Annotated in this window: 26 protein-coding genes and 1 tRNA gene; 17 read left to right on the top strand and 10 right to left on the bottom strand. The window is 40.0% G+C overall.

From position 1 onward, the window contains the following. The first annotated feature begins 23 nt into the window (after positions 1-23). The 4 genes from ACXADT_RS15965 to ACXADT_RS15950 all read left to right on the top strand — a co-directional run bounded on the left by ACXADT_RS15965 (position 24) and on the right by ACXADT_RS15950 (position 3956). Positions 24-797, top strand: coding sequence for a sulfotransferase domain-containing protein (locus tag ACXADT_RS15965; protein WP_474831874.1), 774 nt, complete (start codon positions 24-26; stop codon positions 795-797). 139 nt (positions 798-936) lie between these two features. Further along, entirely contained in the window at positions 937-1671 is a 735-nt protein-coding gene (locus ACXADT_RS15960) for a glycosyltransferase (RefSeq protein ID WP_474831873.1), read from the top strand. Positions 1672-1695: 24 nt separating this feature from the next. Then, on the top strand, positions 1696-2901 hold the full coding sequence (locus ACXADT_RS15955) for a glycosyltransferase family 2 protein (protein ID WP_270181674.1): 1206 nt from the start codon (positions 1696-1698) through the stop codon (positions 2899-2901). 80 nt (positions 2902-2981) lie between these two features. Then, positions 2982-3956 (top strand): glycosyltransferase, encoded by a 975-nt coding sequence (locus ACXADT_RS15950; RefSeq protein ID WP_474831871.1) that lies wholly within the window; start codon positions 2982-2984, stop codon positions 3954-3956. Positions 3957-3993: 37 nt separating this feature from the next. Here the strand turns inward: ACXADT_RS15950 and ACXADT_RS15945 are convergent, their stop codons facing one another. Further along, positions 3994-4740: a sulfotransferase domain-containing protein gene (locus tag ACXADT_RS15945; RefSeq protein ID WP_474831870.1), complete on the bottom strand. Its 747-nt coding sequence runs from the start codon at positions 4738-4740 to the stop codon at positions 3994-3996. A gap of 192 nt (positions 4741-4932) precedes the next feature. Here ACXADT_RS15945 and ACXADT_RS15940 point away from each other — a divergent pair, with 192 nt between their 5' ends. Both ACXADT_RS15940 and ACXADT_RS15935 read left to right on the top strand, forming a co-directional pair. Next, positions 4933-5655 carry a glycosyltransferase gene (locus ACXADT_RS15940; RefSeq protein ID WP_474831868.1) on the top strand — a complete coding sequence of 241 codons (723 nt, stop codon included), beginning with the start codon at positions 4933-4935 and terminating at the stop codon, positions 5653-5655. Positions 5656-5689: 34 nt separating this feature from the next. Next, positions 5690-6955, top strand: coding sequence for an SLC13 family permease (locus tag ACXADT_RS15935; protein ID WP_270181678.1), 1266 nt, complete (start codon positions 5690-5692; stop codon positions 6953-6955). Positions 6956-6990: 35 nt separating this feature from the next. Here ACXADT_RS15935 and ACXADT_RS15930 read toward each other — a convergent pair whose 3' ends face one another. After that, complete coding sequence (locus ACXADT_RS15930; protein ID WP_270181679.1) at positions 6991-7122, bottom strand: hypothetical protein; 132 nt, start codon at positions 7120-7122, stop codon at positions 6991-6993. Between the two features lie 74 nt (positions 7123-7196). Beyond that, positions 7197-8015, bottom strand: coding sequence for a hypothetical protein (locus ACXADT_RS15925; RefSeq protein WP_270181680.1), 819 nt, complete (start codon positions 8013-8015; stop codon positions 7197-7199). Between the two features lie 146 nt (positions 8016-8161). Between ACXADT_RS15925 and ACXADT_RS15920 the strand changes: the two genes are divergently transcribed. From ACXADT_RS15920 to ACXADT_RS15910, 3 genes are all read left to right on the top strand, one after another. Further along, complete coding sequence (locus ACXADT_RS15920) at positions 8162-9340, top strand: BMQ_0737 family morphogenetic spore coat protein (RefSeq protein ID WP_270181681.1); 1179 nt, start codon at positions 8162-8164, stop codon at positions 9338-9340. Between the two features lie 95 nt (positions 9341-9435). Next, positions 9436-10434: a hypothetical protein gene (locus tag ACXADT_RS15915; protein WP_474831866.1), complete on the top strand. Its 999-nt coding sequence runs from the start codon at positions 9436-9438 to the stop codon at positions 10432-10434. A 95-nt stretch (positions 10435-10529) separates the two neighbouring features. Then, positions 10530-10805 (top strand): hypothetical protein, encoded by a 276-nt coding sequence (locus ACXADT_RS15910; protein WP_270181683.1) that lies wholly within the window; start codon positions 10530-10532, stop codon positions 10803-10805. A 24-nt stretch (positions 10806-10829) separates the two neighbouring features. Here the strand turns inward: ACXADT_RS15910 and ACXADT_RS15905 are convergent, their stop codons facing one another. The 4 genes from ACXADT_RS15905 to ACXADT_RS15890 form a co-directional block, all read right to left on the bottom strand. Continuing rightward, positions 10830-11519 (bottom strand): DUF421 domain-containing protein, encoded by a 690-nt coding sequence (locus ACXADT_RS15905; protein WP_270181684.1) that lies wholly within the window; start codon positions 11517-11519, stop codon positions 10830-10832. A 112-nt stretch (positions 11520-11631) separates the two neighbouring features. Continuing rightward, positions 11632-12054, bottom strand: coding sequence for a GNAT family N-acetyltransferase (locus ACXADT_RS15900; protein WP_474812289.1), 423 nt, complete (start codon positions 12052-12054; stop codon positions 11632-11634). Then, the gene (locus ACXADT_RS15895) at positions 12054-12569 is read right to left on the bottom strand and encodes a YjcG family protein (RefSeq protein WP_270181686.1); all 516 of its coding nucleotides are present in this window, start codon (positions 12567-12569) and stop codon (positions 12054-12056) included. Before ACXADT_RS15895 ends, ACXADT_RS15900 begins: the two co-directional genes overlap by 1 nt. Before the next feature lie 97 nt (positions 12570-12666). After that, positions 12667-13389 (bottom strand): alpha/beta hydrolase, encoded by a 723-nt coding sequence (locus ACXADT_RS15890; RefSeq protein WP_474831865.1) that lies wholly within the window; start codon positions 13387-13389, stop codon positions 12667-12669. 115 nt (positions 13390-13504) lie between these two features. Between ACXADT_RS15890 and ACXADT_RS15885 the strand changes: the two genes are divergently transcribed. Further along, positions 13505-14059 (top strand): phosphatidylglycerophosphatase A family protein, encoded by a 555-nt coding sequence (locus ACXADT_RS15885; RefSeq protein ID WP_474831863.1) that lies wholly within the window; start codon positions 13505-13507, stop codon positions 14057-14059. A gap of 104 nt (positions 14060-14163) precedes the next feature. Then, positions 14164-14238, top strand: a tRNA-Val gene (locus ACXADT_RS15880). A 45-nt stretch (positions 14239-14283) separates the two neighbouring features. On the opposite strand, the gene ACXADT_RS15875 is transcribed toward ACXADT_RS15880, so the two are convergent. Together ACXADT_RS15875 and ACXADT_RS15870 are read right to left on the bottom strand one after the other, a co-directional pair. After that, positions 14284-14562 (bottom strand): DUF3892 domain-containing protein, encoded by a 279-nt coding sequence (locus ACXADT_RS15875; protein WP_474831861.1) that lies wholly within the window; start codon positions 14560-14562, stop codon positions 14284-14286. 15 nt (positions 14563-14577) lie between these two features. Next, entirely contained in the window at positions 14578-15381 is an 804-nt protein-coding gene (locus ACXADT_RS15870) for a hypothetical protein (protein ID WP_474831860.1), read from the bottom strand. A 123-nt stretch (positions 15382-15504) separates the two neighbouring features. Here ACXADT_RS15870 and ACXADT_RS15865 point away from each other — a divergent pair, with 123 nt between their 5' ends. Next, positions 15505-17346, top strand: a complete 1842-nt coding sequence (locus ACXADT_RS15865) for a PAS domain S-box protein (protein ID WP_474831858.1) — start codon at positions 15505-15507, stop codon at positions 17344-17346. A 13-nt stretch (positions 17347-17359) separates the two neighbouring features. Next, positions 17360-17740 (top strand): VOC family protein, encoded by a 381-nt coding sequence (locus ACXADT_RS15860; protein WP_474831857.1) that lies wholly within the window; start codon positions 17360-17362, stop codon positions 17738-17740. 66 nt (positions 17741-17806) lie between these two features. On the opposite strand, the gene ACXADT_RS15855 is transcribed toward ACXADT_RS15860, so the two are convergent. Then, a complete protein-coding gene (locus ACXADT_RS15855; protein WP_270181693.1) occupies positions 17807-17950 on the bottom strand; it encodes a hypothetical protein in 144 nt (47 codons plus the stop codon). Positions 17951-18088: 138 nt separating this feature from the next. Here ACXADT_RS15855 and ACXADT_RS15850 point away from each other — a divergent pair, with 138 nt between their 5' ends. The 4 genes from ACXADT_RS15850 (at position 18089) to cbpB (ending at position 20781) form a co-directional block, all read left to right on the top strand. Next, positions 18089-18247 carry a hypothetical protein gene (locus ACXADT_RS15850; protein WP_270181694.1) on the top strand — a complete coding sequence of 53 codons (159 nt, stop codon included), beginning with the start codon at positions 18089-18091 and terminating at the stop codon, positions 18245-18247. A gap of 175 nt (positions 18248-18422) precedes the next feature. Next, positions 18423-19469: a magnesium/cobalt transporter CorA gene (corA, locus tag ACXADT_RS15845; protein ID WP_270181695.1), complete on the top strand. Its 1047-nt coding sequence runs from the start codon at positions 18423-18425 to the stop codon at positions 19467-19469. Positions 19470-19481: 12 nt separating this feature from the next. Beyond that, entirely contained in the window at positions 19482-20213 is a 732-nt protein-coding gene (locus ACXADT_RS15840; RefSeq protein WP_474831855.1) for an SDR family NAD(P)-dependent oxidoreductase, read from the top strand. Positions 20214-20319: 106 nt separating this feature from the next. After that, complete coding sequence (gene cbpB / locus ACXADT_RS15835; RefSeq protein WP_270181697.1) at positions 20320-20781, top strand: cyclic-di-AMP-binding protein CbpB; 462 nt, start codon at positions 20320-20322, stop codon at positions 20779-20781. Positions 20782-20787 lie beyond the last annotated feature (6 nt).

Below are 20787 nucleotides of genomic sequence, written 5' to 3'. Positions count from 1 at the left end.
CTACGAGAAAGTGAGGAACGACATTGTCTAAAACAAATGAATTAGATCCTTTTATCATGATTTCAATTCCAAAGAGCGGCACACATTTGCTAAAGCAAATTCTGCTTGGCATCCCTGGAATGAAACACTTCCCTGATAAAGGGATGTTTGGTCACTTCAATAATCAACCGAAGCTACAGCTTTCTAGAACAGAGAATCTAGAAAAAAATGAGTTTGTGAATGGTCATTTGTTCTGTTCGGATGAATGGGATGCGTTTTTTACGAAGTTGAATATGAAGAAGATATTTGTCATGAGAGACCCGCGAGACGTTGTTGTTTCTTATGCGTATTTTATTCCGGCTTTGCCAATCCATCCGCTGTATGAAACATTTACTCAAGAAGGATTTACCCATCGTGATCGCATGAAGTTCTTAATTGAAGGCGGTCAACCGATCACGCCTCAAAAGCCTTATCAGCCGAATATTGAAGAATGGTATACAAGTTTTTCTAAATGGAAGGACCGTCCGAATGTTTTTACGATCCGGTTTGAAGACTTAATTTCATCAGAACGAAATCGAATTCTCGTTCTTCATCATCTCGTTAAATTTCTATGGAAAGACGATTCTGTTCCTAAATCGCGTTCTTGGATGGTAGGAAATATGCTTAAGAACATCGATCCTTCTACGTCACCAACGTTTCGAAAAGGTACGATAGGCGGCTGGCAAGGTGAGTTCGATTCTGATTTAAAGAGTCTATTTAAAAAAGAGAGTGGCACCCTTTTAACATCGTTAGGATATGAAAAAACTCCAGATTGGTAATCGAAAACGGCATGGTAGACAAGTGCCGTTTTTTAGTTGGTTTATGGAGAGTTGTGGGTGTGTATCTAGTCGGCGTTTCGTCGTAATCATAAACTAGTGATAGGTAAGCGTTAACGACTTATATGTGAGGAGGGATCCAGTGAGTGATCGTCCAAAAGTTAGTATCATCATTCCATTTTATAACTGTGAGTACGTTAATCAAGCGATTGAAAGTGCACTGAATCAAACGTATCAACACATAGAAATCATTGTGGTAGACGATGGTTCTTCCATGCACAAACAGCTGATCGACCCTTATCTCCCTCTTGTTAAATACGTTTATAAACGTAATGGAGGCACAGCGACTGCACTTAATCGAGGGGTCGGTTTAGCTACAGGTGAGTTCATCGCATGGTTAAGCTCAGATGATCTGTTTTTACCAGACAAGATAGCAAAACAAGTCTCGCACATGAAGCACTCAGGAGCGGATCTCGTCTATACAAACTTCAGCTTGATCGATGAGAACAATGTTGTTTTTAGAGAGAATGTCGGGACAAGGTTAAAAACAAGGCTCGCCTTTTTAAAGCATTTACAAAATAGCTGTCCAATCAATGGAAGTACGGTATTGGTTAAGAAAGCGTTATTCGAGAAAACTGGAATGTTTAACCCGAAGCTGAAATACACCCAGGATTATGATATGTGGATGAGGATGGCAAGATATGCACGAATCGAAAGTATGGAAGAAACCTTACTATACTATCGAAAGCATAGGAAGATGGGATCCGTTGTCCATAGTGATGAACAACAAAATGAAATCGCGTCATTAAAAAAACGGTATGAACGAATGCTCGATGAACTGATTATAGAAGAGCAAAGAAGAATTCTAGAAACATGAAGGTTATGAGAGCGAGGTGATTCCATGCATGGCAGCAAGACTGAGAAAGAGATCAGTATCATTATCCCGACCTATAATAAATTTCCTCAGAATTTATTCACGCTTTACTCCCTCCAGAATCAAACGTTTGATTTATCTAAGGTGGAGGTGATTTTGATCGATGATGGTTCTACGGATGAAACAGCTCAAATCATGAATCGTCATTCGTTTACATTCGATCTGAAGTACATCGATTGTGGCGGAAATATCGGAAGAGCGGCTGCACGAAATAAAGGTCTTATGGAAGCGAAAGGAAAAGTTATTATCTTTCTTGACGCAGAAATACTGGTGAGACCGGATTTTTTGACGATCCATCACACCTATCACAAAGAAATTAAAAATGCGGTCGTAACAGGAATCATTTTTATAAAACGACTGTACTCTGTACTATTTAATGACTTCACACCTGAACAGATTGAAGAGTGTTATGAACTAGCAAAATGTAATCCAATACTGGTAAAAAAGTTTAAGGAGTTCGAGGTGAACAAAGGACGAAAACCCTTGATCACTCGAGCAGATATCATAAATCAATCGTACCAATCCATGACTATGCCTACACATTACGAAGAATTTTATAAACGTATTTTAATCAACAATTACGGTTATCAATTACAAGACTACCGTATTCCGTGGCAGTTATTTGGAACCGGACATGTTTCTGTTTCTAAAGGAATGCTCGATCGGGTAGGGCTGTTCTCTGAATACCCAGGCTATGGGTGGGATGATTGCGAGATGGGCTTCAGACTGTATAAAAAAGGCGCTAAATACGTTACGGATCCAAGGCTTGTGAGTTATCACCAGGAACATCCTGTTTCGATTCATAATACTGACGATTCAAAAAAGAACTACTACCGATTTCAAGAAACGTATCGGTCGATCGAATGTATGATCATTAGCCTTACGTTTTTACCAGTTCCTTTCAATTTGCATGAAGTGAATCAAATATTGATAGATTACCACAAGCTATGTGAAACGTACCCGAACGATTATTCGCTAACGAAGAAAGTGTTTCATGAGATGTTGAGAGGTATCGGAAAGCGACGTGCTTTTAATGAACCGTTAACAGAATTGATTCCTAAACATCTGAGTGAAGAACAAGTTGCAGCGTTGCATGAAGAACTTCAAACAGTGGGGAACAAAAAAGAGTTTACTCGTTTTCTAGAGTGCTTTGATCGCTTAAAGAAGCTGTAAGACAAATTGAGTGAAAGGAAAACAATGCTATGAAAATTACATTTGCTGCATTAACTCTCTGTAAGGGAGGGGCACAAAGGATGTTGGTTGAACTAGCCAATGGTTTGGCAAACAAGGGGCATGACGTTTCTTTTGTTATGCCTCCTGGCGGCGTTATCGAATATCCGAACAAAGTAACGGTTATCAGGACAAAGGGTACAGGGATCAAATCAGATGATTTTCCAGTAAGCGACGTGATTGTTTCGAACTTCTACACACTTACGAACGTGTGTCAGCAAGCGAGTCAGGAAGGGAAAGGAATTCATGTTCGGATTAGCCTCTGCTATGAACCGGTTTTTCTAGATGATCATGAAGCGTCTTTTAAAAGCTATCACATTAGTAAGAACCTTATTGTTCTCTCAAACTGGCAAAAACAGCTCATCAACTTAAATCATGGGGTTGAAGGCAAAATTGTACCGGTCGGAGTCAGTGATGTGTTCAGGAATATGAACATCCGAAACAACAAGAAGTTAGAGGTAAGCGGCATCCTTCGAATCCCAGAAGGAGGCTATTCCTGGCATAGAGAGCAAGAGTATTTGATTTCTGTTTTCACTCGGTTGAAACAAACGTACCCTGATTTGAAAATAAATTTGATCACACCACCTTCAGAATTAAACTCATCACGGTGGTTGAGGCAAATGCATGCAAATCAACTGTTTCAATCGTTAACTCCGCAAAATGATCAACAGCTCAATCTATTCTTGAATCAAGCGGACATATTCGTGAGCTCGTCTACTTACGACACCGCCTCTCTTCCAGGATTAGAAGCCATGAAGTGTGGTGCGGCACTTGCAACGGTTTACTCTGGTGGAAACATGGACTATTGCAGAAGCGGGGAGAACTGCCTGTTATCTTACCGGCATGAAAATAACTTGTTTCGAGATGTATCGACCTTGATTCAGCAGCCGAACCTTCGAAACAAATTCATGGTTGAAGGACAGAAAGAAGCTGCGAAATGGACATGGCAGCGAAGTGTGAATCTGTTTGAACAGGCGTTGATCGCTTTTAAGAAATAATCGCTTGCTAATTGGGGGAGAGGTCCCCCTTTTTTCATTACCAGCTCTTATCTTTCTCGTATCCTAATTGAATGAGAAGATCTCCTGCTACCGCTTTAAAGGCGTCCTTCACCTCTTTATCAAACTCTTGCCTCCAATTTCCTGATTGCCCTTTCCGAAATGTGACCGATTTTTTAGGATCTACATTCGATTGCATCTGATTGACTCGCGTTTTTATTACGTCTTGGTGAAGTTCTAACTGAAAGAAGCGTACTATTCTTTCTAATTGCTGTAACTGAGATTCTTTTGATTCTACAAGTGATTCGTAAGAGATTGGAAGAACATTCGGTTCATTCAACCACCCTGCGAACTTCTGGTACCAATCTCTAATATTAGGCCTCTTGATCAGATCATTAGTTGCTCCGTTTATGAAAATTAGAAATCTCTCTTTGATCGACAACTTATGATCTTGGAAGTATTTTCGATAGGGGTGGTCAGGAAATTGCATGAAGAAATAACCGTAAGACACGACAATATCTCGAGGGTCACGATACAAAAAGAGCTGTTTAAGTTCCAGTTCTTTAAAAAGGGCTGCATACTCAGCGGAATGGAAGAGGTGACCGTTTGCAAATGCGTTTATTGGAAGTGAGGAGAGCGTTTTTCGATGCTCCTCGAGTTGTTGAAGATGACCAGGATAGATGAATGCTTTGTGCGTAAGCTCTGGGTGTCCCTCTAGGAGTTGTTTCATTAAGTGTGTTCCGCTCTTAGCAATGGAGTTCGCAAAAAATGGGTTTCTATTCGTCAAAGCAAAAATCCTCTCTGCTTTTTTCTAATACTTTCACACCTTCATCTTATGCAGTACCTACAAGTTGGTCTCATTGAATAAGAAGAGGTTTGGTTCATCGCATACATACTCCATAAAATAGAGGAATGTCCAATACAAATTGGAAGCAATTGCATAATTTAATATGACTATGAAAATCCAGGGGGGAGACCGTTGGAAAAGGTTTCGATCATCATTCCATTCTATAACTGCGCATACGTAGATCAGGCGATACAGAGTGCGCTGAACCAAACCTATGAAAATATTGAAATCATCGTTGTGAACGATGGTTCTACGAAACATGAAGAAAAAGTTAAGAAATATCTGCGTTCGATAACGTATATAAAGAAAGAAAACGGTGGAACTGCAAGTGCGCTGAACGCTGGAATCAAAGCAGCAACGGGGGCTTATTTTTGCTGGTTAAGTTCAGATGATTGTTATGAAGCCGATAAAGTACAAAAGCAAGTTGAGTTTATGAAAAGAACGAATGCCTCAGTCAGCTACTCATCTTACGTCCTGATGAATCAATCGAGTGCTGTCGTCACTGGCCCAATCGGTGTTTACTTTCCAACTAATCTACTCTTTTATAGAAAGATCAAAGTGAACTGTCCGATCAATGGATGTACGGTGATGCTTAAGATGTCACTATTCGAAGAACTCGGAGTGTTTGATGAAAGTCTTCCCTTCACGCATGATTATGATTTATGGTTAAGAATCGTGCAAAAATACGACTTCAAGTATTTAGATCAGCCTCTCGTACGCTATAGAGTCCATGATGAAATGGGAACGAAGAAACATGCTGCAGCCATTCGAAAAGAAATTCAAACCGTTCGGAAAAGACATCTTCGAAACATGAATCGGAAAATTGTAGACGAAATCAAAGGAAGAAGACTGTAGATGGCTGAACATAAAAAATTTTTAATAGGAGAGTGTGTCAGTTGAAATGATGAGCATCTATGGATTTATCACGATCAGCATCATTTTCATCATGTTTATCATTTTGATGTTCGAGTGGGTAAGGGCTCACATTGCGTTTGTTTCAGTTGTCTTCATTCTACTTCTAATCGGAGTGCTCTCTCCAATGGAAGCCATATCAGGATTTATTAATCAGAGTGTCATCACGGTTGGAGCATTATTCGTAATCATCACTGCCATTCAGAGGACCAGCGTTGTGGAAACCTTAACAAGTATGATTTCGAGGTCAGCTGATAATGAATCAAAAAGCACGATGAAGATCATGGCGATCGTTTCCGCAATGTCTAGCTTCCTTAACAATATACCGCTCGTTCTTCTGATCACCCCAATCGTTAAAAAGTGGTCGATCGCCAAAAACTCTTATCCGTCAAAATTTCTCATCTCAGTGTCTTATGCAGCTATTCTAGGCGGAATGTGTACACTGATTGGAACTTCGACGAACCTTTTGATTCATTCCATGCTCGTACAAAATGGGTATGAAGGGTTTTCAATGTTCGAATTAGCCCTAGTCGGTGTACCAAGCGCGATAGCAGTGATTCTCTACATGAGTATTTACGGCTATCGACGACTGCCGGAAATACACCATGAAGAAAAAGAACTTCCAACTCAGGTGAAGAAACTGACAATGTCGGGAAAAGAAATCCTCATTTATGTTTTGTTTTTCTCCATGCTTCTTAGTGTAAGTTTGCAGTGGATTTCGATGGCTCACGGTGCAATGATCACCTGTATCCTTTTTCTCATTCTCAGAGTGATCACAATCAAAGAAGCGTTCCGATCGATCCCCTGGCCGCTGTTAAGCATCATTGGATCTGCTCTAGGGATTGCGGTGGCACTTGAAAAGTCTGGTGCTGCTCTCATGATGACAGAAACATTTATCTTACCATTGAGTGAGTATGGCCCCTTTCCTTTACTCGTTGCAATCTATATCTTAGCCTCAGTCGTTACAGAGATGATTACGAATAACGCTGCAGCTGCTCTCGTTTTTCCAATCGCACTCTATATGACGGAACAACTAGGATTCAATGTTGAACCATATGCAATTGCGATCGCGATTGCTGCCTCAGCTAGCTTTTTAACTCCTTTCGGCTATCAAACGAACCTAATAGTTTATGAAGAAGGAAAGTATCGATTCGTCGATTTTATGAAAGCTGGTTTGCCAGTGAAAATCATCGTCATGTGCACGACGCTTTATTTGATCCCTCTTTTTTGGCCGCTCATATAAAAGCCACCTTCCATAACCATGGTAGGTGGCTTTACTTATCTATTTGGTTTCCATGTCACTTTCCCACATGATTTACACCCTGATTTCTTTGGTGCTGGCGGTTGCGATTTACCGCGAGGACGGCGTTTCGCTTGATTAAATAATTCCTGTATATCTTTCTTTAACATTGTCATCCTCCTATTAAAATACGATCGATGGTTTGATCTAGTTTATTCATTAGAGGAGGACGGAGTATAGGCATTTAACGCTTTTTTTGAAATGGATTTATTATGGATCGTCGGTTTTCTCTATTTTGGAATTTAAACGGATTAAACGTTTGGACGTCTTGATTAGCATTTACGTTTTTAAATGGTTCGATCTGATGGCTTAATTTCGGTTTTTCCTCGAGCAAACCTTTCTTTGCTTCTATAGGCTTCTTTGTAGGGGAAGAAGCAAGTTCAGGTGGTAAGTCTGGCCAGTCTGTTTCAGTTTCGTTCAATTGGTAGTTTGCAAAATGAGGATTGATGGGGCGAAGAACTTTCTTAATGATCGTTTGGTATTCATGAAACGTGATCGCTGAGATTGGATAAAGTTCTTCTCTATAAAACGACTGGATGATCGCATAGCTAAGCCATTCAGGAATTTGTTGTGAAACGTAAGGTTGAAATCGAAATCGTAATGTAGCACTTAACGTTGGAAGCCATAAGTGTTTGTGAAGGTGCTCTTGAACGTTTTTCGTCGAGAGCTGTAGCGGCTTTAAATAGTAGTTCATATTATTTACTCTGAGTGCAATTGGATGAGAGCCGCTATGACGTACCTCAACGAAGATCCGTAGGTCCTGAGCTTCATGTCGATTCGTGGTTAGCCGAACTCCAGTATGCAATAAACTTTTTTTTAGTGAATCAAACAGCTCAACAGGTAACCCCTCGATACACACAACTTTACCGGTGAACGCGCTCGACGCTTTACTCGAGCGGGCATCGATGGATAGCCCAAAGTATGGCATGAGAAGATTGAGGTGCTCTCGTTCTTCCTTTGTTAAGGATCCGATCGCTCTCTCTTTCCAATAGAATTGTTCCATATAAAAACACTCCTTCGACGGATTAAAATGAATAAGAAGCAGATTTCCAATAAAAGAAATTTGGGCAGCCTTTACTGTTGCATTTCTCTCCTAATTCCATAATATGTAGTGAATCAACCTATAATGTGAAGAAAGGAATGAACTATATGGGTCACAAGCCTAAACCGAACCGAACGATTCCTACTGCAACGAACAGTTTGCAAGATGAATGTATTCGCGTTCAAAAAGTTTACGACTGGGTAACGGACCAACTGATGGTTTCAAAGAACATCCAATTCTCTGAAGATCAGTTAGAACAGATAGAGTCTGCAATGGAAGATCCTAGTCGCCGTCCGCTAAGGATCGTTGCACAAACGCCTGAAGCGCCACCATTATTTCCGCTAGCAGATAGCGATCACTGTGAGGAGTTTCTTTGCGAACAGGTTGGAGAGAAACGAGATGTGAACGTCGTACTTCCAGGGGGAGGCTATGCGGACGCACAACTCGTCGATTTACTCTTCACCACAGATGTGAAAGTAAGAGTAGTCGACCGTAACGGTCAGACGGTTACAGAGGTTAGCTGCAATGCATCTGTATTAGAATCTTTCGTTCTATGCTATCCGGACGGAACTGATCTTTATTGCCGCATTACGAAGATCATCGCACGCATCCCATCTGGCACGATTCTCTTAAACTGTCCTGTTCCTCAATCATTCGATCTAGAAGTTATTTTCTGTGTAGATATTCAAGTTGAAGCAGAGGTGAAACTAGAAGTTCTTGCTAAGTTCTGTTCACCTCGTGATAATGACCTGATCGCTCCAGAAGATGTTGATGAGTGGTGCCCACCAATTACGTTCCCTGAACAATGTCCAGATATCTTCCCAAGACCAAGCTGCGATTGTACTGTAGCGGGTGAAGCCAGCGGTTCTACTGGTAATGGAGACTACGAAGGAAATATCTCGATGAAGCTCAATATTTGTCCTGATTGTAGCTTGACTGGAAGCAATATGTCATTTACATTCAATGATTCAAACATGGAAGATGGCACGATGGACTTTTCATTCACAGCAGAGTCATTCGATCAAGATTCACTCGTTTGCGTTCCTTGTGGAGACGAAGGTGTTAAATTCATGATCAATGGATCCGGAAGAATGAAAAACGGAATCAGATGTGAATTCAAGCTAGCTGTTGTAGATACTGATGAAGGCAATGAATTCGAAGTGCATTTGTACGACCGTAGAGGGGAAACTGTATTCAACTCTGGTGTAGTCGAAGCTGAAACAGGCGGTTTAACGATCGACAACTGCATTAATTTCGACGACATAAAGTACAAGAAACATCACTAAGATCGAAGGATGTGAAGGGGGAGAGAGATCTCTCCCTTTTTGTTATGAAGAGGGGACCGAGGTTCATACATATAATAGGGAGAGGAGTGAGCCAAGTGAAACAGGATGAAACGTTAAGCTATTCCAGGTTGATTACAAGAACAAAATACTTTCAAGAAAAATCATTAGAACTTGAAAAAGAACTGATATTTGTAAAAGATCATCTTCATTTGGTCGAAACTAAAATGGAAGAGTTACAATACGAAAACGATGCTAAAAGAGCGTCACTCGAAACCAAAGAAGGGAAGATAAAGGAATTTGAGAAGGAAGTAAACAAAGCTCACCTAAAGATTGAAGCATTGGAAGAAGAGCGGCGTAAGTTAATCGGTGAGCTTGAGAGAACAAAGGCTGAAATCGACAAAGAACAAAAGAGTACAACAGACCTGAAGATGAAGCTAGAAGCTGTGGAAAAGAAATACCAAGGAGCAGTATCAGAAGGTCGGATCAAGAATTACGAAAAGCTTCTTACATCGATGCAAAATGATATCAATGAGAAAGAAGTACAAATACAACAATTCAAAACAAAAATAAAAGATTATGAAAGACGTATGAAATATCGAACGCCAAGTGATGTAAAGGATACAGAAACATCTGAAAGTACAGATAAACTAAACGCGTTAGCGTACTTAAATTACTCGATCATCGTGAATGATAAAAAGTCATTCATCATAAGAGGGGACTTGCAGATTACGAACAACGGGATGTCGTCGCTCAAGAACCCAGTTGTATGTTTTCGATTCCGTCCAGCAGAAACAGCCATAATTAAAGGTCAGATTCTAACGGTTGAGCAGGCAGAGACGAGAGGGGCTACAAACGGTACACAGTGGACGTTCATGGATAGCGATTGGATGTCGAAAGCAAGAGAGCGAGGCGAGATCTGGGTATCCCCTCTTGGTGATGTTTCCATTTCTCCAGGCAACAAAATAGGGATCGAGAATTTTCAAATTCCATTAAGAACGGAAATTCATGAACCTTTTATTGTAGAGGGATTCGTATACTTTTATGAACAAGATTATAAGATCAAAACGTCGAATCAAATCGCGATCAGCTATTAAGAATTGGAATAAATGAGTTTTCGCCCACTCTCACGATCTTCCAGTTGCATACGATAAGAATGTGAAACCACATCTAGATGAAGAGGGGGCAAGAAATGTCTAAGAAAAAACGAAAGCCAAAAGTGATACGTGTTGAAAAGGTGATCATAAAAGCTGATGAAGTGATCATCGAAGACCACGGTAAGAAACGTCATCACGACCACGATCATCACGAAGACCGTCATGATGACGACAGAAGGGATCCATGGGGATTCTTTGGTCCTGGACCTACTGAAGAAATTGCCGAAGAAGTAGAAAGTGATGATGAAGAGAGGAAAGACGAAGCTTCTGAAGATGACGATCAACCTCAAGGCGGCTTTTCATGGTTTTAAGAGCAGATGATCATCTGCTCTTTTTTATGTATCATCATGTCTAACAGGATGCAGGAATACACCTTCATCTTGTTTCCATTCAAGAATGAGTACTTCTTCAGGGTGATCGATATGATGCTTCTTTAGTACTTTATTAAGCCATTCTTCATTAAATCCAGCTTCTTTTAAGTTGCCCCAATCGACTTTACCATCTGAAATGAAGGTCGTTGAAAGGTGTTCTTTCACTGGACGAAGGTCAAAGTCGCCTCTCGTAGGCTGTGAGTACTCTGATTTCTGTAAGACGCTTATACTCCCATTCGTTTCAAGAATGGCAAATTCAACTTCTCTTAAGGAAAAAATGCCTTTTTGTCTAAGTAAGTTCTGAAGTTGGTTCAAATCTAATTTATTCTTCTTAAGGTTTTTTCGGTTGATTCTACCATGGTGGATTACGATCGAAGGACTTCCTTCCAATAGCTTCCTCGTTCCTCTAAACTTTTGAGTAATCCATTCGATAACGTAGATAAGCAATCCCCATAGTGTGACTGTGTAAATGATCGTTACGTATGTGATATCTTTGTCATAAATCGCATTACCGACCAATTCACCTAGGACGAGGGAGGAGATGAAATCAAACGGTGTGATCTGAGTAATCTGTGTCTTACCGAGCATTTTGGTTAACACGAGTAGTGCGAGAAAGCCTACGATGAGTTCTATAAAGATTGACCCATATTCCATCTCTACCATTCCCTCCTAATACGCCATCGTACTTAGCATGTGCGAATCATTCAGAAAATACCCTTCGTCAAGGCTGCTTAGAATAAAAAAAGACACCGGACTTAAACCGGTGTCATAGTGCTTTGATCATCGTTACATGAGGGATGCCAGCATCCATAAATTCATCTGACGTCACTTCATAACCTAATGATTTATAAAATTCGATCGCTGATACTTGTGAATTGAGCTTCAATCCGGCTGTTTCAATTTTACGAACCTGATTTTCAAGCTCGTTCATCAAGAGCCTGCCAATTCCAGTTCCTCTTGCTTCCTTTAGAACACAAATTCTCTCGACTTTTACAAAGTCACCGACCATACGGTAGCGCCCTGCCGCAACAGGTGTGTCCTCATCATAAGCTACAAGATGTGTAGCTTCGTCTTCGTGCTGGTCGATCTCAAGATCTTCAGGAACGTTCTGTTCCTGAACGAAGACGCGATGTCTTACGCTGAAAGCATCATCCATCTCTTTCTTTGTTTCCGCTGCTTTAATTAGCATTAGCGAACTTTACCGAGGTGGAATGTTTCATAAACAGTCCAAGACCCATTCTCAAGTTGATAAAGAAGTTGAAAACGGTCGATGGTTTCCTCTTCATCAACATCCATCATACGTAGGCTGCCGTACACATCTGAATGTTCATCATCAGAAAGCTTTTGAGCGATCGTAATGTGAGGAACGAAGTTGTATTCACGATCTGTCCTGACTTCCTCTGGGTTAAGCTGACGATAGAGGTCATTTAACACGTCATTTTCTTTTACCTTCATATAGATCACATTGTTAACTGGATGAAACGATCCAATTTTATAAACGTTCATCGTAAAAGGTTTTGATTCGTCAGAAATTCTGTGGAGCTCTGGTGTAATCTCCTTAATTTCTTCCTCTGTCGCTTCGAATGCTTCTCTTATCGTTAGGTGTGGCGGGATAAGTGCATAATGTGGATCGTAACGTTTTCTGTATGAGTTTGCGATGTCTTGTAGTTTCTTTGACGGGAATATTGCAATGCCGTATTTCATAGTATAATCCCTCCCATTAAATTTGCTCTGGACGTGACTTATTCATTTCCACTGTTAATTATACCAAAAATTCAAAAATAAGAAATGGTAATGTCGTTTACAGCTTGAACATATGAAGAAGCGCGCGTTTCATATCTGGCTGCCAGTGTTTCCAAAGGTGGCCACCTTCGAATTCATCATAGAAATAGTCAAAGTCTTTTTCTTTAATGATCTTACTCAATTCTCTGTTTGGGTCGATGAAATTTTTCTTCTGTCCATCAGTCGTAGGTACTTCTGTTTCTTCAGTACCAATCACATGATAGATCGAAAGAAGTTCAGGGTCTTTGAAGGTTGCGACTTTCTCTTTCAAATCGTCATCAACGTATGGCGAGTGAAGAATCGCTTTACCAAACGTTCTCGGATATTCGAGTCCGGCACGTAATGCAACCGTTGCAGCAAGCGAGTCTCCTATTAAAGCACGCCCATAACCTAAGTGGAAGGTCGCGTATTCTTCATCGAGAAACGGTACTAATTCATTGACTAAGAAGCGTAGGTAGGCTTCACTTTGTTCGCCATCTGGGTGATATTTTTTTCTGCGGTCTTCCACGCTTTTGTATGGAATTCCTACAATGATCAGTTCTTCGATTTCATCATTTTCGATCAGCTCATCTGCCGTTCGACCAAGGCGACCTAGCTTAAAGTAATCGCTACCATCATTCGCGATCAAAAACGAATATTTATAGAGTGGAGAATAGTTATATGGCAAATAAATTTGGAGTGGGATTTCTTCTTGTAAATGTTCGCTATATAGTGAAGTGTCCTGGTATGTTCCTCTGTTCATTTCAAAGCCTCCTGTGCAGTAGTGAAAGTTAGTTTTATTTGACATTCTAATTTTTCGTAGTGATATAATGATTCTAACATACTTGCTTTTGGGGGACATAGAGAGGAGAACTAACATGAAGAAAAGGATACATAGTCGTGAAGTAGAAGCTGCAACAAGAGCATTATTAAAAGAGCGTGGCGTATCGATCCAGGATATTGCTGATATTGTGTTTAAAATGCAATCTCCTTATGTAAATGATCTATCGATGGAAGACTGTATAGAGAGCGTTGAAGCGGTTCTGATGAAACGTGAAATTCAGCATGCTGTACTCGTTGGCATCGAACTCGATAAGCTTGCTGAACAGGGGAAGCTTTCAGAGCCTTTGCAGTCCATCGTCGAAATGGACGAAGGGTTGTTCGGAGTCGATGAAACAATTGCGCTAGGTGCGGTGTTCGGATATGGAAGTATCGCTGTTACGACATATGGTCATTTAGATAAACAAAAGATTGGAATTATTGAGAAGCTCGATACAAAGTCTGGAAACGGAGTTCATACATTTTTGGATGACCTAGTGGCTAGCATCGCTTCAAACGCTTCTAGTCGTCTCGCTCACAGACTTCGTGACCGAGAGGAAGCATTGGACGAAGAAGAGCGTGAGAAGAGAGATCAAGAAGAGCGGATCGGTTGATTTTAGAGGAGTCCCAAATGTGGGACTTCTCCAACTTTTATTCACGGAAAGTATTGACAGTTCTTTATTCAGTCATGTATATTAATAAATGTCCTTAAAGAACTGATCCGTTAGCTCAGCGGGAGAGCACTTGCTTGACAGGCAAGGGGTCACTGGTTCAAATCCAGTACGGATCACCATACATAACCTAACCAGCGCGACCTCATAGAGGTCGCGCTTTTTTCTTAAAACTCTGGTAGATTATCGAAATTGTTTTCTTTAATTCCGTCTGGTTCACTGCGTATAATATCACGACCGTATTTATGAAAAACATCAACCCCGCTTAACTTACCGCTCTTCGCAGCCTCAAGTGCTTGTATATAATCTAACTCCTCACCAGTATTTGTTTTAAAAGCAATAAGATCACCATCTTCATTCTTTCTTACTGCTGAGATGTATGTTCCGGTTTGTTCTACAGCATTTTGCTGCCTGTAGATTTCAAACGCTTTCTCGTAACGATCCATGTGCCATTCTCCTTTCTAATCGATCATGTTGAGTAAAGGCTCCGTATCGATCTTCCATTTGCTAGTGAGCGGATCTCGTTTAGCATTGAGACTAATTACTGTTGTGATTGTACCTGCATCCGAAATGTATACTTCAACTTTTGTTTTTATCTCACGAATGAATGGATTACCCTTATTCTTTTGTATCGATTCAATGTTCCAATTCGTAACGTACAGCTTAAATAGTTTCTTACTGTCCTCATTCACAACAACCTTTTCTAACAACGTTTTATCCGTATTGTTAATCGCGATCATCGCGACATCAACAATTTCTTCTGGACTTTTTTTACCGAGGTAGTCATCGATCTTACCTGCTGCTTTTAAGACCATAAGATGGTGAGCTGGATCAGGTTCTGAAGATCTGTGTGTGGAACTGTTCAAGAAATGTAAACAGAAGTGGCCGTTGAATCCATTTTGCAATGCTCCAGCTCCATGAGGCATGCCGTTCATTGAGCCAGCGATCTGTTTCCCATCGATCGTAACGATGACAGCTCTCCGTTTCCAGCTCCATTTTCGATAAATCGCCTTCATGATCTTAGTATCTTTATGTGTTAACGGTTGTACATCCGCGTGATCACTTCCAGCTCTGCGCTGAACGTCAAAAGACTTACCCGTTTCTACATCCGTAATCGAAAATACTGCCTTTCTAGGAATGATTTTCTCTACTTCTTTCCAAGGGATGAGCTGTACTTTATGGTCGAACGGAGGGATAGCGTATGTTCGATCGATTGGGTGTAAAATGAGGCTTAATAAAATTAACATCGAAACAAGCAATTTCATAATCATCCCCCTTGTCGAATCCCCATTATTTTGCACAATACGTGGGAGAGTATTCTTTTATTTATACGACTCTTTAGAGGAGCATGATATAATCGTTGCAAAGATACTAAAAGGGGAACGCTTATGAGACGAAACGATTTGTTTTTTCTAAGTACAAGTGAAAACTCGATTCAAAATGAAAGCGATCTTCGAAGTGAGTTAGTTGAAAAGAGCAAAAAACTATCTCATATTTTTAGTTCTTCGAAAGATGGGATCACGTTATTTGACCAGGATAATGGGTTGGTCGAAATTAATCAGGCTTGCTGTGACATTTTCGAACTAGAGAGAGAAGACATCTTAAACATGAAGATCGGTCATCATATTCGATCTGAATGTAAAGATGACTTTGAGAAGATGATGACGGACCTTAAAAGGTTTGGATATGTTAGAAGCCAGTTTCCGATCGTTTTGGGAAATGGCAAGGAGAAGTTTATCGAACTTTCGATAACGTCTAGCGCGTACAAGGATTTAAATTTATCGATCATTCGAGACATATCTTCAGAACGTGCATTATTCGAAGAATTAATGGAAAACAAAGAAAAGTTCAATAGTATTTTTGATCATGCCCTCGATGGCATCTTGATTTGGAATAAAGATCGCATGATCGTTGATGCGAACCCTGCTGCATGCAAGATGTTTAACTTAACGTCTGAAACAATCAGGAAGTACAATATTTTCGATTTCCTAGAAGGTAAAAGCGTATCTACAGGAAAATTGTTTCAACAGGAGCTTGAAGAAAAGGGAGAAATTCGTGCGGAGTTAGAATTTACGATAGCTGGTGGAGAAAAAAAGTTTTTGGAGTTCACCTCAAAGAAAAGTATTCATGGTGACCTTTACATGACTATCTATAGAGATATTACTGAAACGAAAGCAATGATTGTGGAGATTAAGGAAAGTGAAGAACGCTTCCGCAGGCTGTTTGAAGGGGCGATGGACGGCATGGCGATCATCCATCATGGTGGATTGATTAAAGATGTGAATCGCGCTTTTGTAGAAATGGCCAACTTTGAAAAAGATGATGTGGTTGGTTCTCACTATGACGATATAAGAGGTGACTGTGATATTACGTGGGACTATCATGCTGCTAATGGGCGGAATGGCGAAGGCAAGCGATGGAACCCCGTAACAGAAAGTGTCCATACTTATAGCTTCACAGTGAGTTACAATATCTATCCGAACCACCACCTCGTTATCGTGCGCGATGTAACAAAGATTAAACGATCAGAAGAAATTGCGAAAAGGACAGAAACAAGCAATGTCTTGTCAGAACTTGCAGCAGGAGTCGCACATGAAATACGTAATCCCCTTTCGTCGATCAAAGCGTTTTTACAGCTACTTAAAGGGAACGATTCAGTGAATCAAGATCTTCTAAACGTAGTAGGAACTGAGATGAAAGAAGTAGAAGAGTTCGTCAATGAGTTCCTTCTATTATCTAAACGTGAATTGGTTTCATACGAAGAAGTAAATATGGTCGATCTGCTAGATAGCATCATCTCCAGCCTTTCAAATAAGGCAATGGAACATCATGTTGAAATCATCACGAGAACAAATACCAGTATATATTGTGTTTGTATCAAATCACATATAAGACAAGCCCTATACAATATTATTGAAAATGGAATCGAATCCATGGTGAATGGAGGAACATTATTAGTGACGCTCTCCATGGATCAAGACATCATGATTGAAGTTGCTGATGAAGGAACCGGAATTCCACATCAAATCATTCATAAGTTAGGTGAACCATACTATAACACTGCCGAAAAAGGCACGGGGCTAGGTTTGATGGTGAGTTACAAAGTAATAGAAGAGCACGGTGGATCGATCACGGTTACAAGTAAAGATAATATCGGAACTCGATTTGTTATCGGTTTGCCCTTAGACAGCAAACAAGCTCGACAAGAAATAGAAGAACGACGTCAGTAAAAGGAGAGAAACTATGATTGAAGCGGTAACGATTCATCATGTAAGCATTTCTGTTACGAACCTCGAGAAAGCTAACGAGTTTTATAAAGATATATTATGCCTAGAGGAGATTGATCGTCCTGATTTTGGTTTTAAAGGAGCATGGTATACGATAGGAGATCAACAGCTTCACTTAATTGAGTATCCATCTTCGAGTTCTCTCAGACATTCGAGTGAACTCGATTCAAAAGTAGGTCACTTTGCTCTACGGGTTAAAGACTATAGTGCTTGCGTAGAATGGTTGAAGAAGAAAAGTGTACCTTTTTATGAAAATCCTACGAGCAGAAGCGGATTCGCGCAGATTTTTGTTGCAGACCCTGATGGAAATTTAATCGAACTAAATACAGAGCAATAGAAAAAGAGCCCTAGGTTTGGGAGCGATAAGAAGCTACCAAACCTAGGGCTTATTTTTATTGATAAACTATTTTTTAAATTCGCTATGCTCTCGCTGAGGATTAGCTGCTTTTTGGGCTTCTTTTACTACTTTTTTCGCCTCTTCTGCTCGTCGTTGTTCTTCTTTAGCTTTTTCTTCGATCTGTTTAATTTGTTCATTTGAACGATCCAAAATGGAACTCCTCCTCTAAAAATACCTTTCTCGTACCATACCTTAGATTCCAAAAAGAATCAAGTAATTTACAGCCTTTTCTGACATTTCACATGATGGACAAGAATACATTGTGTTATAGGAGAGGAGGAGGATAACGTGTTTGAAACGATTCTTGGACTAGTTGCGATGTTTTTAGGTCTGGGGTTATTTATGGTGATTATTTGGAGAGGAATTAAGGTTGATTCTGCAAAACATGACATGGAGTTTTTATGGGAGGATTATAGAGAAATCATAAAAAAAGAAAAGGCACTGTAGTGACATAGATTATGTAAAAACGTAAAAGTGAAGATTGAGAACTACAAACTCGCAAATGCGGGTTTTTATTTTTGTGCAAAAGGCTAGTTGGTTTCTGTTATTCTTGTTTTGGGTACTTTAGTAAAGAAGTGAGGTGAAGACAGTGGGACTAAGGAGAAGGATCAAACGACCGCGTATGAGGAACAGAACACAAAAAAAAGGGATGCCACCAGGCTCACTTGTGTATGTAGGAGAGGAGCACCAGGAAGAAGTTACTGTTTCAGCGATCGAATTTGATGAACATGAAATAAATGAGCAGCATAACGTTTCGTTAGATGATCTTAAACCAAAAATTGATTCTGAAAAGATTACGTGGGTCAATGTAAATGGGGTACATAATGTAGAAATCATTGATAAAATCAGCAAGATGGTCGGACTCCATCCGTTAACAACAGAAGATATTCTCAACACGGAACACAGGCCAAAAATCGATTTCTTTGAAAACCACCTCCTTGCAATCGTAAAGATGCTAAATCTTGAACAAGATCAACTAGATATAGAGCAAGTTAGCTTTATATTATTGAAGAATACTGTGATCACATTTCAAGAAAAAAAGGGAGATCTCTTCGATCCCGTAAGACTAATGTTAAAAGAAAACAAAGGGAAAATAAGGAAATCGGGTGCTGACTTCTTATTTTATTCTTTGATGGACGTGATTTTCGATCAATATTTAATCATTATGGACGACATGGATGATCGAATCGCACATTTAGAAGGAAATATTATGGAGGACCCTGATAACCATTCGTTACAGGACATCAATGAATATAAAAATACAATTCTACAATTGAAGAAAACAGTGTGGCCTGTAAGAGAAGTTGTTAACAAACTGATAAACAGAAAAGTTCCTTACATCAGTGATTCGATTTCTTTTTATTTACAGGATATTCATGATCACATCGTTCAAGCAAATGATATGGTCGAAACATCCCGTGGACAGCTATATGGATTGTTAGATGTGTATTATTCCACGTTAAGCATGAAGATGAATGAGATCATGAAAGTGCTCACGATCGTGTCGACCATCTTCATTCCATTAACATTCATAGCTGGAATATATGGAATGAACTTTGCGCATATGCCTGAACTAAGTCTTTCTTGGGGTTATCCTGCAGTTTGGATCATCATGATCATCATTACGGGAATTATGGTGATGTATTTCAAAAAGAAAAATTGGTTTTAAGGAGCGTTATAAATGAAAGAAGTCGTCATTGTAACAGGAGCAGGGCATGGAATAGGACGTGGCGTTGCACTTCAGTATGCTAAAAAGGGAAGCATCGTCATTTTAGCTGATAAAGATGTTGAAGGGTGTGAAGAGACGTTAAGAATGATGGAGGGCAATGAAGGGGAAATTATTCGTACAGATGTAAGTGACCCTGCTTCCATCGAAGCTTTGATGAATCACGTCGATCACGTTTATGACAGGCTCGATGTATTGGTCAATAATGCAGGTGTCTCTGTTTTTAAACCGTTAGAGGAACTTGATGTGAGGGAATGGGATATGATTTTGGATACAAACCTTAGGAGTGTATTCCTCTGTTCTCAAGCTGCTTCACGAATCATGAAAAGAAACGAAAAAGCAGCGATTATCAACATCGCATCAACCAGAGCGTCTATGTCTGAACCTGGCAGTGAAGCATATGCTGCTAGTAAAGGAGGAATCGTTGCTCTGACGCATGCCCTGGCGATTTCTCTTGCGAAGCATCACATCACAGTAAATAGTATTAGTCCGGGCTGGATTGAAGTTTCAAATTATGAAGGGCTCAGAGACATCGATCATGATCAGCATCCATCTGGAAGGGTTGGAAAACCATCAGATGTTGCGAGAGCGTGCCTCTATTTATCGCATCCAGATAATGACTTTATAACAGGAGAAAACTTGGTGATCGATGGTGGGATGACTAGAAAAATGATCTATGAACATTAAAGCGTTTGCAGTTAACGGACAATCACGATTCATGTTACTATAAACAAAGACCCTTCATTATAGAAGAAGATTAACAGGGTGAATCATGCTTGAGGGGAAGTTATATATGGCTAAGCATATGGAATTGCCAAATTTGTACGAAACAGGAATACAAGATTTGATTATCTCGGCTGAGAAAGTGGCTCATGTTCAATTAACAAATCCATTGGAACACGCCATGCTCATCTTGATTAAGTCTGGTTATTCTTCCATACCTGTACTCGATACTCAGTTCAGGCTGAAAGGATTAATCAGTCAACCGCTTATTTTGGATTCAATTCTTGGAATTGAAAGAATTGAGTTTGAGAAGTTAAGCGACTATGTTGTAGAAGATGTTATGAATACTGACATTCCTTGTATCAATGAAAACGAAGGTTTTTTCAAAGGCTTAAAGCTTTCGATCGATCATCCCTTTTTATGTGTCGTGGATGATGAGAACATCTTTAAAGGCATCTTAACGCGTAGAGCACTTCTAAAGTTTGTTAACAGGTATCTTCATGAATCTTCATTTAAGCGATCTGAATCATAATAAACG

The sequence above is a fragment of the Anaerobacillus sp. ABR4_321 genome (assembly GCF_056158505.1).
This window is presented reverse-complemented; position numbering and strand designations above follow the sequence as displayed.

Excerpts from the sequence above, each read along its gene's own strand:
- ACXADT_RS15875 (WP_474831861.1), bottom strand. The coding sequence starts at position 14,562 with ATGGATCGTTACGAGAAAGCGTTTGAAATCTACAGGCAGCAAAATGCT.
- ACXADT_RS15930 (WP_270181679.1), bottom strand. The coding sequence starts at position 7,122 with ATGTTAAAGAAAGATATACAGGAATTATTTAATCAAGCGAAACGCCGT.
- ACXADT_RS15920 (WP_270181681.1), top strand. The coding sequence starts at position 8,162 with ATGGGTCACAAGCCTAAACCGAACCGAACGATTCCTACTGCAACGAAC.
- ACXADT_RS15840 (WP_474831855.1), top strand. The coding sequence starts at position 19,482 with ATGAAAGAAGTCGTCATTGTAACAGGAGCAGGGCATGGAATAGGACGT.
- ACXADT_RS15860 (WP_474831857.1), top strand. The coding sequence starts at position 17,360 with ATGATTGAAGCGGTAACGATTCATCATGTAAGCATTTCTGTTACGAAC.
- ACXADT_RS15925 (WP_270181680.1), bottom strand. The coding sequence starts at position 8,015 with ATGGAACAATTCTATTGGAAAGAGAGAGCGATCGGATCCTTAACAAAG.
- ACXADT_RS15905 (WP_270181684.1), bottom strand. The coding sequence starts at position 11,519 with ATGGAATATGGGTCAATCTTTATAGAACTCATCGTAGGCTTTCTCGCA.
- ACXADT_RS15890 (WP_474831865.1), bottom strand. The coding sequence starts at position 13,389 with ATGAACAGAGGAACATACCAGGACACTTCACTATATAGCGAACATTTA.
- ACXADT_RS15895 (WP_270181686.1), bottom strand. The coding sequence starts at position 12,569 with ATGAAATACGGCATTGCAATATTCCCGTCAAAGAAACTACAAGACATC.
- ACXADT_RS15865 (WP_474831858.1), top strand. The coding sequence starts at position 15,505 with ATGAGACGAAACGATTTGTTTTTTCTAAGTACAAGTGAAAACTCGATT.
- ACXADT_RS15910 (WP_270181683.1), top strand. The coding sequence starts at position 10,530 with ATGTCTAAGAAAAAACGAAAGCCAAAAGTGATACGTGTTGAAAAGGTG.
- ACXADT_RS15900 (WP_474812289.1), bottom strand. The coding sequence starts at position 12,054 with ATGCTAATTAAAGCAGCGGAAACAAAGAAAGAGATGGATGATGCTTTC.
- ACXADT_RS15885 (WP_474831863.1), top strand. The coding sequence starts at position 13,505 with ATGAAGAAAAGGATACATAGTCGTGAAGTAGAAGCTGCAACAAGAGCA.
- corA (WP_270181695.1), top strand. The coding sequence starts at position 18,423 with ATGAGGAACAGAACACAAAAAAAAGGGATGCCACCAGGCTCACTTGTG.
- ACXADT_RS15870 (WP_474831860.1), bottom strand. The coding sequence starts at position 15,381 with ATGAAATTGCTTGTTTCGATGTTAATTTTATTAAGCCTCATTTTACAC.
- ACXADT_RS15955 (WP_270181674.1), top strand. The coding sequence starts at position 1,696 with ATGCATGGCAGCAAGACTGAGAAAGAGATCAGTATCATTATCCCGACC.
- ACXADT_RS15950 (WP_474831871.1), top strand. The coding sequence starts at position 2,982 with ATGTTGGTTGAACTAGCCAATGGTTTGGCAAACAAGGGGCATGACGTT.
- cbpB (WP_270181697.1), top strand. The coding sequence starts at position 20,320 with ATGGCTAAGCATATGGAATTGCCAAATTTGTACGAAACAGGAATACAA.